The sequence below is a fragment of the Paenibacillus sp. genome (genome assembly GCF_048976745.1).
Taxonomy (GTDB): domain Bacteria; phylum Bacillota; class Bacilli; order Paenibacillales; family Paenibacillaceae; genus Paenibacillus.
The window spans coordinates 1-12231 of the sequence record NZ_JBHGUU010000006.1 but is presented as its reverse complement, the minus strand read 5'-3'; the positions used below and the strand labels follow the sequence as shown (position 1 = coordinate 12231).

The following is a 12231-nucleotide window of genomic DNA, read 5'->3' as shown; positions in this document are numbered from 1 at the left end:
ATTTCGGTCTATCCCCGCTGTCTCATCGTGCTGATGATGGCGTGCCAGACGAATCAATGCAATCCTTCATACAAGAAGCCTCACCCCCTTCCCGTCATGGTGTTAAGCGCTTACATAAATGTTATTAATTCGCGGTTTTCTGGATAATACTTTCAATAAATAACATTCGATGGCAATCACCAAACCCCTCTGTCTAAATTCCGATTTTTGTAAAATATTTTCAGTATTTAAACGTGTTTTATACAAAAAAAAAGATGCTATTAGAACAGCATCTTCGACATTTAATATAAGATTACAAATTGGAATCGTTTCTTACCTGGCAAACCAGGCAGAGATTCACTACATGATTGGCACCTGTTTATTTCAAGCTACCATAGACGTGAGTCTCTTGGCCTTTAACTCCCGGTTTGATGACAAAAAGTGAGCCCGCATCCGGTGTCTCTTTCAGACGTTCTTCTTTAATCCCTATACGTGCTGTTGTAATGTATAACTCTTCGAGATCCGGTCCACCAAAACAGCAGGATGTTACCTGATCCGCCGGCACCTCGATCTGTTGCAGTAGTTCTGATGTATCCGGGTTCCAGCGAGTGACTCTTCCTCCGCCCCAGTGCGCAACCCACAGCATGCCTTCAGCATCAACCGTCATCCCATCCGGAAAACCAAAGTCCTCCGGTATGTGAATGACACTTGTCCGATTCTGTATCGTACCTCCCGTCAGATCAAAATCAAACCGGTCAATAGAACGTGTCGGGGTATCAATGTAATACATGGTCTGCCGATCCGGACTCCAACCCAGGCCGTTGGATGTGGATACACCTTGTACCATCGTGCGCACAGGGTGTCCTTGCTCCAAACAATACAGTGATCCGGCTTTGCTCTCGTTATTCATGCTCATCGTACCTGCCCAGAAGCGCCCCTGCGCATCACACTTGCCATCATTAAATCGATTGGTATCCTTCTCTTGTTCAGGATCCTCAATGGCATGCAGCGCACCCGTAAGCAAGTTATACGTGTGGAATCCACTGCGCAAAGCAACCACAACTTCGTCACCACGATAAGGAACAACAGCGCCGACATGTTCACCGACATCATAAGCCTGATCCTGCCCTGTAGCCGGATCATACACATGTACCTTGAAGCTTTCAATATCTACCCACAATAATCGATTGTTCTCCGCATCCCAGCTTGGACCTTCCCCCAGTAATGCCGGGGTTTGTACTGCTACAGTTACGTTGCTCATGCCATCACGTCCTTATTAAGATTTGACGCCGCCTGACCATTCGAATCCGATGGCATCCAAAAATGCTTTGGACAATACCATATGGCCCGTTGCATCCGGATGTACCCGATCATAAGTCAGCACAGACGTATAGAAATGATCCCAAAATGGAGCAAATGCAGCCTGCGTATCCACATACACCGCATCATACTCACTCGCTACCCTGCGTACCGCTTCTCCGTAGATATCCATCGTTGCCCGCATCGGGTCTTCCGGATTGGCCTCAAGATAATAAGGCGTCATCAGTACCAGACCTTTCAGGTTGGGACGAACCGAAGCCACCAGTTCACGCAATGTGGATTCGTATTCTTCAAGAAACACATGTGATTCTGTTGATAATGGGTTGTCGAACTGACGCCATACATCGTTAATACCGATCATAATCGTCAGCCAATCCGGTTTAAGGTCAAGCACATCACGATCCCAGCGCTGTCTCAGATCACGAATCGTATTTCCACCATTACCCACATTCTGGACACGCAGCATCAATTCCGGATAGATGGAACGCAACAGGGCATAAACTTGCGCAACATAACCATGGCCCAGACCTGAACTGCCTTCACCTACAGGATGCTGCCGACCACAATCCGTAATCGAGTCTCCGATAAACAGAAGCTTGTCATTTTTCTGTAATTTCATCTTCGTTTTCTCCTTCGCTCTAAAGCACTATTATAATTACCAGCCTTGATTTTTAAGCCACGTCAAGCATAGATCCGACCATACCCGAACCGCGTGGTTGTCCTCAGCCAATCCAAGTCCATGTGAGCCTTTCTCAAAAACGTGCAAGTCATAAGGAATGCCGTGCGCACCCAACGCAAGTGCATAACGCAAGCTATTCTCTACAGGCACTGCTTGGTCATCGCTAGTGTGCCAGATGAACGCTTCAGGAGCATCCGCTCTCACCTGCTGCTCCGCGCTGAAAGCCTTAATCTGCTCAGCACTCGCGTCAGGCCCAAGCAAATTTTCACGGGAACCGGCATGTCCATAGGACTCCATCGTAATGACCGGATAACAGAGAATAACCCGGTCCGGGCGTGAACTTTGACGTTCAATCGGATCCTCATGATCCGGTTGTCCATCGTCATACAGCGTTCCCAGTGTTGCAGTAAGATGCCCGCCTGCGGAGAAACCAAGCACGGCAATCTTGGCTGGATTGATACCATACTGATCGGCATGCGCACGGACATAACGTATGGCACGCTGACCATCAGTTATCGGTGCAGGATGCTGGTGAGGCGCCACCCGATATTTCAGGACAAATGCACTGATGCCTGCACGGTTCAACAATTCGGCTATTGGAGCACCTTCATGATCAGCCAAAAATCCATAACCACCCCCGGGACATACAATGACAGCGCTCTCGGAACCAGGCTGAAGAAATGGAATCAAATGTGGCATGTCGTCTTCATGGCCCTGGGCGGCGTAAGGTGCAGCATCATCCCATAAGGGTATCGTGGTTGTCATCTTCAATCATCCTCTCCAAGTAGAACGGATACTAAGTGTCCGTTTAAACGTTTTCGAATCTCAGGAATCGATACCATCATAACGGTAATGACCCTAACGCATCAATACCTTCCTGGCATCACTTTTTGTTCAATTGGGTACAGGTTAGTACAAATTACGAAACTGTTCAGGAGTGACTCCCTCAATCCGGCGAAAGGTAGCAACAAAATGGCTGGAATCCCGAAAGCCAACCCGAATTGCCGTTTCCCTAATCGTCAGGGCGGTATCCCCGGTCATGATTTCCTTGGCTTTGCGAATACGCAGCAGAATGAAATAACTGTAGGCTGTCATGCCAAAGGACTGCTTGAACAAGGTGTTCAGATGTCTGGATGAGATCCCCGTTACGGCAGCCATATGTTCGAGTCCAATCTCGGGATTCGCATATTGCTGTTCCATGAATGCAATGAGCGGAGCGAGTCTCTCCACGGCATGTGAGATGGAAGAACGATTGCCCGTCATGCCATGTTTTTTGAGCAAAATCAAAAATCGGTATATATCCGCTGACGCCTCGAGTCCCGACAAATCCTGATCACTTCTGATCGAATTCAGCACTTCCTGACCGTAATCATTGAACGGGCTGCTCTGCTCCCATTGATGGAACGCCGCTTCACTCAGACCAAGCGACTCCATGATTGCCGGACACTGGGAACCACCAAATGTAATGTAAAGTGTCTCCCATTCTCCCTGGGCGCGCACATACTCATGCGGTTCATTTGGCGGCAGCAAAATACCGCATGCTTCCCCCAGTATGACCGTGGACCCGGCAAACTTGAATTCTCCGGCTCCCTTCACGGTCTGAAGCCAGTGATAACAGGGATACCCCGCAGGTCTGGACACCTTCTCCTGATTACCGTTATAACCCAGGCTCTCAATATAAAGAGGCAGCGGCTGATCACGTGATGTCATGAAATATCGTTGATGTCTGGGTGAGATAAACATGGGGGGCCTCCTTGGGTATAAGCTGAATTATATTTCCGTATTCTTATATCGGTCATTACTTTTATTATATTTTAAAAGTCATATGTATCCTATAGTATAGGATTATTCTTATACAAGAGGTGAACACAATTGATCAGCAGCAAACTACCCAAAATGTTCTACGGCGGCGATTATAACCCCGAACAGTGGGACCACGAAACCCACCTTGAAGACCTGCGCATGTTCCAATTGGCAGGCATTGATATGGCCACAATCAACGTATTTTCATGGGCACTGATTCAGCCTGATGAAGTTACTTACCGTTTTGAAGAACTCGACCAACTGATTAATCGTCTTCATGAGAATGGTGTCTATATATGCCTTGCAACAAGCACGGCTGCCCATCCGGCCTGGATGGCAAAGAAATATCCTGATGTGCTTCGTGTAGATGCCGATGGACGCAAACGCAAATTTGGTGGGCGCCATAATTCCTGTCCCAACAGCCCGACCTATCGCAAATACGCTGAGAAGATTGCAGATAAACTGGCCGAACGATACAAGGATCACCCCGCAGTTCTCGTATGGCACATCTCCAATGAATATGGCGGTGAATGTTACTGTGAGAACTGTGAGAAAGCATTCCGCGTATATCTGAAAGAACGCTATCAGTCTCTGGAACAGGTCAACAAAGCATGGAACACCAATTTCTGGGGGCATACCTTCTACGATTGGGACGAGATTGTACTGCCGAGCAACCTGAGCGAACATTGGGGTAACAACAATTCAACGTTCCAGGGAATCTCGCTGGACTACTCCCGCTTCAACTCCGACAGCATGCTGGATTGTTATCTGTTGGAATACGATGCGATCAAAAAACACATTCCGGACTCCGTTGTAACTACCAATCTGATGGGATTCTTCAAGCAATTGGACTATTTCAAATGGGCAAAATATTTGGATATTGTATCCTGGGACAGCTATCCCGGTCTCGCAACACCCGTTAGCTTCACGGCAATGGCTCATGACCTTATGCGCGGACTTAAGGATGGGCAACCGTTCATGCTTATGGAGCAAACACCAAGTCAGCAGAACTGGCAGCCATATAACTCACTGAAACGTCCAGGTGTAATGCGTCTGTGGAGTTATCAATCTGTTGCGCACGGGGCCGATACCATCATGTTCTTCCAGCTTCGCCGTTCCATCGGTGCCTGTGAGAAGTATCATGGTGCAGTTATTGAGCATGCTGGACATGAGAATACCCGTGTATTCCGCGAAGTTGCTGAGCTTGGCAAGGAATTGCAGCTCCTTGGTGACACCACACTGGATGCGTCTGTTGAATCCAAAGTAGCAATTGTGTTTGACTGGGATAACTGGTGGGCCATCGAAAAATCAAGCGGACCTACGGTTGCCCTGAACTATGTGGATCAGATCCATAAATACTACGCAGCCTTCTTCCGTCGTAACATACAAGTAGATATCATCAGTGTAGATACGGACATGAGCAAATACGACATTGTCCTTGCCCCTGTTCTTTACATGGTTAAACCAGGGTTTGCCGCCAAACTGGAGAAGTTTGTTGAAGCCGGTGGAACATTCCTGACAACCTTCTTCAGTGGCATTGTCAACGAGAACGATCTCGTGACCACAGGTGGATATCCGGGAGAACTCCGCAAACTGCTCGGAATCTGGGTGGAAGAGATTGATGCGCTGCTGCCTGAGCAAAAAAACCGCATTGTCCTCAAAGAAACCTACGGTGATCTTCAAGGAGAATATGGCTGCGGTATGCTGTGTGACCTGCTGCACAGTGAAGGAGCGGAAGTCATCGCGGAGTATGGAGACGATTTTTATAAAGGCATGCCTGTTGTGACTCGTAATATCTTTGGTCAAGGTGAAGCCTGGTACGTTGCATCCGACCCGGATGAGCGCTTCCTTGATGGTTTGCTGGGACAGCTTGCAGCAGCCAAGAACGTGGAATCCTTGCTTGAGACACCGGAAGGTGTTGAAGTAAGCTCACGTACCAAAGACGGCAAACCTTACCTGTTTGTCATGAACCATAACGCAACCACGCAATCCTATCACCTCGGTACAGCCAAGGCACATGATCTGCTCACCGATCGCGAGCTCTCGGGGAATGTTGAGATTGAAGCCCGCGGGGTGCAATTGCTCGAAATGAAATAAGTGACTTCACTTTATTGGTAATAATGGAATCATTTATACAAAGGAAAACATGTGATACAAAGTGTCACATATTCATTCCTTTTGTCTTGTTATTGTCTTCAGCGAGCATATTGGTATAGATTTCATACCTTAATTGTCTTCTGCAAGCTAAAAGCTGCTACTTCCCGTATCTGTCTACACCGGATGCGGGTTTTTGGCATGATCTGTGGTCTTTTTGATAGAAGGAAATATCACTATGCAAAGCGAAATGGACGAGACACACATTTTAACAAAGCCTGCCGGAACATGCTTGTGAACCCTGTTGCTGATCCATTATAAAATGTTGAACAACTGAAATATTGGTGACACTCATGATGTCACTTATTCATTGTTACAATAGAGATATAACTACGACATCACTTTCCGGCGGCGTAAAGATCGAAACGGAGTGGCTGACATGAACAGAACAAATCGGCTTGCTGCCATCGTAATGGCATTACAGCATGGTCACGAAACGGCATACTCATTAGGCGAGAAATTTGAAGTTTCCCGCCGCACGATTCTCCGGGATATTCAGTCCCTCTCGGAGATGAATGTGCCCATTATTGCCATTTCCGGGCCGGGAGGCGGTTTCAGACTTATGGAAGGTTACGTATTGCCCCCATTACAGCTTGACCCGGTAGAGGCAGCAACGCTCATCTTCGCTCTTGAGGGTCTGAGTCGTTACGCCGACACGCCCTTTCATGAGAAACGCTGGACCCTGATGAACAAAGTTAAGACCATCATTCCGGATGATATCATGGCCCGAATTGACCCCATGCTCAAACAACTGAACCATCACATTCCAGATCGCAATTACATCCTTCATCACCTCGACCCATTGCTGGCCTGCATACCTGAACAAGGGTGGCTGAGTGTGCTGTACCGCTCCGTATCGCGTCAGCGATGGCTTCATCTCTGTCCCACACGGGTATATGCTTCCTCCGGCTTCTGGTACTGTGAAGCATATTCCATCGAACATGGTGAACAGCGCCTGTTCCGGGTCGACCGAATGATCGAAGTTAAGGCGATCGAACCCCAGGATGCACAGGAGCTTAACGGACAGGTGCAGCAACAGCGCAGCAAGCCGATCCCCCCAGAACAGCCGCCAACCCTGGTTAGGGTGCGACTGAGTTATCGGGGCATGATTGAAGCCGAACAGGACGAGCATATCGGTGAAAAGATGACTGAAATTGCCCCGGATCTCTGGGAATTGTCATTTCTCTGTCCACCAGGAGAATGGGACTGGGCTGTACGATTCTTTTACCGATTGGGACGTGAAGCCGAAGTGATTGAACCTCTCCAACTTCGCAGCGAGATTCGTCAGCATGCCGAGGAAGTGAGCCGAAGATACCTTGCTTCAACGAAGTCGTATCCTGACTACATATGAAAAGGAGCCAACTGATATCATGACATATGAACCCGTTATTACGTACGAAGAAGCAGTGCAGCGTATCCAGTCTATAGGGCTGCTCCCTTTGGCACCACTATTTGCCGAATATCCTTCTCTGTCATCGCTAACCCCCAAAGAACATTGGCACAAGGATGATGAACTCGATCCCTGGTTATGGCGTTCACGCATGGCTGAAGAAGGCATGGCTGCATATGGAAAATTCGTCAAAAAGAAAGCGCTTCTTGTCTCGCGTGAATACTTCCCTTGGGTACACCGACTGCTTGCCGACTCCAGAACGATCGAGGAACAGTATGAAGCAGGGTTGCTCTCCCGTGAAGCGTTCAAACTCTATGCATTAATTGCAGAACAGGAAGGCATCGATGGACGTGCGCTTCGTTCTCAGGCAGGATTCGGGGCAAAAGAGGAGAAAAAAACATTTGACCGTGGACTTCTCGACCTTCAGGGCTGTGCAACCATTGTGATCAGCGGAACCAAGGAAAAAGAAGGGCTCGCAGAAGGTAAAGTCGCCTGGAACAGCTCCGCATATGAGACCGCAGATCACTGGATGCAACGTCATGGCATTAAGCCATTTGAAGGCAGCGTAGAAGAGGCACGTGAACGATTGATTGCGCAACTACAGAAACACGCATCATCCGCCGCATTATCAAGCATTACCAAAGCGCTGGGCATCCGTGAAATCTAAATAAAGCCACTCCCGGTTGTCGTGCACATTTCAACCGGGAGTGGCTGTGGTTCACCATATAATGTCTCGCAGAGATAAGCACCCTCCACCCAGAATGGATCTAGAGAATCACGCCATCCTTGAATATGGCAATCTCCCGGAATCCATGCTGCTCACTGAGTGTATGTGATCGTCCTGAAGCAATGTCAATCAGCTGGCTGAACAGCTGTACTTTGACCTCATCCATCGTTCGCCCCTCCAACAGCTGACCTGCGTTGAAGTCAATCCAGTGTTTTTTGCGGTTCGCAAGATCGGATTGAGTTGCAATCTTCACGGTAGGTACCGGACCTCCGAATGGTGTCCCCCGCCCTGTGGTGAAGAGCACAATATGTGCTCCGGCAGCAGACAGTGCAGTAACAGACACCAGATCATTACCCGGTGCTTCTACAATGTTTAGACCGGTTTGAGTTACACGTTTGCCATAACGCAGAACGTCAACTACGGAAGAACGTCCTCCCTTTTGCGTACATCCAAGTGACTTTTCCTCCAGCGTTGTGATGCCACCATCCTTATTACCAGGTGAAGGATTCTCATAGATGTTCTGCCCATGGTTCACAAAATACTGCTTGAAACCATTCACAAGGTCCACCAAATCATGAAATACCTGCTCATTGGCAGCCCGGTTCATTAAGATCGTCTCCGCACCAAACATCTCAGGAACTTCAGTCAGAATAGCCGTACCCCCGGCAGCAACCAGCATATCTGCAACCGCACCGACCAGGGGATTGGCTGTAATGCCGGATAAACCATCGGAACCGCCACACTTCAAACCAATCTTGAGTTTGCTGAGCGGAAGCGGCTGCCGATGTTCATGTTCGGCGATCTCCACAAGTTCTTCCATCAGCCGAAGCCCTTCCTCAAGCTCGTCATCCGCTTCCTGTGCTTTGAGAAACCGCACTTTACCCCGATATTCTGGAGCAATACATTCACGGAACTGGTCAATCTGATTGTTCTCACAACCCAGACCGATGACCAGCACACCTCCTGCATTCGGATGTTCAACCAAGGAGGCTAGCAGCTGTTGTGTATACTTTAGATCATCGCCAAGCTGTGAACATCCGAATGGATGCGGAAAGTGATATACACCATCTACCCGGCTTCCAAACTGGGACTGACCCATACGTGCCAAAGCTTCACACACTTTATTGATACATCCAACCGTATTCACAATCCAGATCTCATTGCGAATACCTGCTTCACCATTGGGACGTAAATATCCATCAAATGAGCGCAGATGTTCCGGAGGCATATCCGTCTGAACCTGGGCTCCCGGTTGGTACTCGTATTCAAGCAATCCGTGCAGCCCCGTCTTCAGGTTGTGACTATGAATCCAGCTTCCCTGCTCAATCTGTTCCTGGGCAATCCCGATAGAGAAACCATACTTCATCACATCATCACCTGGCGCCAGGGTATGCACAGCAATTTTATGCCCCTTTGGCACATCATCCAGCAGTGTAAAGGAAACACCGTCCGGCAGTGTAATGCTTTCTCCTTTGACATAATTCCGAAGCGCTATAATAACATCATCCTGCGGTTGAATGGCAATCCAGTCATTGATTGTACTTGTGGTGTTCATTTCCCTTCACCTTCCAACATACCGATTTCACGAACAAGTGCTGTACGCAGCCCTTTTCTTGCATTCAGATTTTCGCCCCAGATCAGAGCATCTGACAACACAGCCGCTACCCGATTATCCAGTTGCTTCTGATCCCTGTTGAGCGTGTCATAACCGTCCCAGTGTGCAGCCAAAGCAGCCAGGACATCCGGGTCATCCCGCAGCAGAACAGCTTCCCCATTCAGTCGTTGTCCCTTGTAACCTTCTGGCGTATTTACAGCACGATAGAGACACAATAATCCAGCAAACCCTTGAATTAAACGTTCTGGCCAACTTCCCTGACTTTGCTCGTAAGACAAAAGTGTAGGCAGCACACGAACCTTGAATTTTCCGATCGTATTCAGTGCAATATCTTGCAATTTGTGATCAATATACGGGTTAAGGAAGCGTTCGAAGACTTCTTCCGCATACTGGTCCAGTTGATGATCGGGCATATCCAGAGCAGGGACGATCTCCTGATGCACAGCTTCCCTGATCCATGAGCCAAAATGTGGATCTTCCATCGTTTCTCTCACATGCTGCTTGCCTTGCAGAATGCCGAGGGATGACATTAAGGTATGTGCCCCATTCAAAATACGAACCTTGCGTATCTGGAAAGGCTTCAGATCTTTCACCCAATGTACATTGAGACCTGCCTGTTTGAGAGGAAGTTTTTTGTCCAATGATTCATCACCCTGAATGGCCCAGAAATGATATGGCTCTGCCGTATTAATCAACTGATCCTCATACCCCCAGCGATTCGTCAAGGAATCAGCTTCCTCCCGGGTCGGCGCACCTGTCACAATTCGATCTACCAGATTGTTCAGGAAATGATTATGATTCTCGATCCATGAACGAAAACCATCTGAATACCCATAATCCTCACTATGCTGGAGGACACAACTGCGCAGCACATTCCCATTGCCTTCAAGCAGCTCACATGGCAGATGAATCAAACCTCTGGATGGATCACCATCAAATTTCAAATATCGCCGATGCAGGAAAACCGTTAATTTCCCCGGAAATGATTGAACAGGTTCACCCTCGATATAGTCCGCATACGTATATTTCAATCCTGATTCGGTTGTATTGGAAATAACAAACTCAAGTGAAGGAAGTTCCGCCAAGTTCAGAAAGTCATCCCATTCCTCATACGGATTAATACACTGTGAGAAAATGGAGATCAACTCTGTTCGCTCAACTGGTTTCCCTTGAGACAGCCCTCTCGTAATCATCGTATACAACCCGTCCTGATCACGAATCTGCTCCAGCTTGGCTTTGCCTCCCGGTCGCGGTTGCGTCACAGCTACACTTCCATGAAATTTGCCTTGTCTGGCACTCTCATGAAGCATCCAGTCTGCAAATCCCCGCAAGAAATTACCTTCTCCGATCTGCAAAACCTTCACGGGACGCTCCATAATCTCCTTGCACTTGCGCTGACCATCGCTCCCCAGTAAATTCAGCTTTAACCTTGGCCGTTTTGTGCTTGCCGACATGGACACTCACCTCATCGATTATTTGTACTGTCGGAGTGCAGTTCAAAGGCTCTGCACCCTTTTATTGTAAACGCTTTAAATTCATTGTATCATCAATAAAAGGAAATTAAATTGCTTATATTGCGGTAAATATACTCTCTCATGACCAGGAATCCATCTCGTTGAAGAAGATCGTCTGGAAAGGAGTCTTTATGGAACGTTCACCTGTTCGTACGACGATTCAGGCAGAATCCGGTATTCCGTTCCGCCTGGTGTACAATGACACCAAATCCCCTCAGAACGAACTGCCAGATCATCTTCATGACTGGCATGAAATTATCTATGTATATCGGGGTCAGGGAAGCATCTTTATTGATACAGGACTTGAAAATATGCAGGAAGGAGATCTGTTCATTATACCGGGCAGCACGGTTCATCGCGCCTTGCCGGATGAAGGAAATCCTGTCACATCTTCCGCATTGTTCTTCAGCCCGGGATTGCTGGGATCTACCGCTGGAGGCGCTGCTTCTTCCTTGTTAAACCTGTTTGAACGTTGTCGTAGACAACGAGTGTACAAGAGACATCTGAATACAGAGGAGCAATTACAGGTAGCATCCCTTATTGATGATATTCAGACCGAATTCCAGCTCGGTCATCATCTAAGTGCACATGCGGCCCTGTTAAGGCTACAACTGTTGCTCATTTTTCTGGAACGTCTGGAAGCTGCGGGACCTGCGAATCCGGGTAAAACCGCTCCGGGTCCCTCATGGCTCTCTTCTACGATCTCTCATATTGACAATAACTTGCGGAATGGCCTTTCCCTGCCTGAACTCGCTCAGTATGCTGCGGTATCACCCGCCCACTTCAGTCGTGCCTTCAAACGATACACCGGCATGACTCTAACGGATTACGCATTAGCGCGAAGGGTCATTATGGCGAAAGAACATCTGGTGCAAGGCGATGAGACGATGGCAGCGGTGGCCGATGCTTGCGGGTTCGACAGTCTGCCCCACTTTTACCGTCAATTCAAAAAATTAACTGGTACAACTCCGGCTGTTTACCGCAGAACCATGAACAGTTCACGTTAAAATAGAACCAGCCTGGAGGTAGCTTCCTGGCTCTAGGGCGTGT

General features: G+C 48.2%; 10 protein-coding genes. 4 read left to right on the top strand and 6 right to left on the bottom strand.

The features are described from left to right. Window positions 1-358: 358 nt before the first annotated feature. The 4 genes from ACE3K2_RS06825 to ACE3K2_RS06810 form a co-directional block, all read right to left on the bottom strand. Window positions 359-1240 carry an SMP-30/gluconolactonase/LRE family protein gene (locus ACE3K2_RS06825; RefSeq protein WP_421888435.1) on the bottom strand — a complete coding sequence of 294 codons (882 nt, stop codon included), beginning with the start codon at window positions 1238-1240 and terminating at the stop codon, window positions 359-361. Between the two features lie 15 nt (window positions 1241-1255). Beyond that, the gene (locus tag ACE3K2_RS06820) at window positions 1256-1918 is read right to left on the bottom strand and encodes an SGNH/GDSL hydrolase family protein (RefSeq protein ID WP_421888432.1); all 663 of its coding nucleotides are present in this window, start codon (window positions 1916-1918) and stop codon (window positions 1256-1258) included. A 36-nt stretch (window positions 1919-1954) separates the two neighbouring features. After that, the gene (locus tag ACE3K2_RS06815) at window positions 1955-2743 is read right to left on the bottom strand and encodes an alpha/beta hydrolase (protein ID WP_421888429.1); all 789 of its coding nucleotides are present in this window, start codon (window positions 2741-2743) and stop codon (window positions 1955-1957) included. A 144-nt stretch (window positions 2744-2887) separates the two neighbouring features. Then, entirely contained in the window at window positions 2888-3721 is an 834-nt protein-coding gene (locus ACE3K2_RS06810; RefSeq protein WP_421888426.1) for an AraC family transcriptional regulator, read from the bottom strand. A gap of 129 nt (window positions 3722-3850) precedes the next feature. Here ACE3K2_RS06810 and ACE3K2_RS06805 point away from each other — a divergent pair, with 129 nt between their 5' ends. The 3 genes from ACE3K2_RS06805 (at window position 3851) to ACE3K2_RS06795 (ending at window position 7992) form a co-directional block, all read left to right on the top strand. Continuing rightward, entirely contained in the window at window positions 3851-5878 is a 2028-nt protein-coding gene (locus ACE3K2_RS06805; protein WP_421888423.1) for a beta-galactosidase, read from the top strand. Window positions 5879-6314: 436 nt separating this feature from the next. Continuing rightward, a complete protein-coding gene (locus ACE3K2_RS06800; RefSeq protein WP_421888420.1) occupies window positions 6315-7286 on the top strand; it encodes a helix-turn-helix transcriptional regulator in 972 nt (323 codons plus the stop codon). Window positions 7287-7305: 19 nt separating this feature from the next. Next, window positions 7306-7992, top strand: coding sequence for an AlkZ-related protein (locus ACE3K2_RS06795; RefSeq protein ID WP_421888418.1), 687 nt, complete (start codon window positions 7306-7308; stop codon window positions 7990-7992). Between the two features lie 100 nt (window positions 7993-8092). On the opposite strand, the gene ACE3K2_RS06790 is transcribed toward ACE3K2_RS06795, so the two are convergent. Next, window positions 8093-9607 carry a UxaA family hydrolase gene (locus ACE3K2_RS06790; protein WP_421888415.1) on the bottom strand — a complete coding sequence of 505 codons (1515 nt, stop codon included), beginning with the start codon at window positions 9605-9607 and terminating at the stop codon, window positions 8093-8095. Continuing rightward, on the bottom strand, window positions 9604-11121 hold the full coding sequence (locus tag ACE3K2_RS06785) for a tagaturonate reductase (RefSeq protein ID WP_421888413.1): 1518 nt from the start codon (window positions 11119-11121) through the stop codon (window positions 9604-9606). The genes ACE3K2_RS06790 and ACE3K2_RS06785 overlap by 4 nt, the downstream gene beginning before the upstream one ends. 191 nt (window positions 11122-11312) lie before the next feature. Between ACE3K2_RS06785 and ACE3K2_RS06780 the strand changes: the two genes are divergently transcribed. Further along, window positions 11313-12188 (top strand): helix-turn-helix domain-containing protein, encoded by an 876-nt coding sequence (locus ACE3K2_RS06780; protein WP_421888410.1) that lies wholly within the window; start codon window positions 11313-11315, stop codon window positions 12186-12188. Window positions 12189-12231 lie beyond the last annotated feature (43 nt).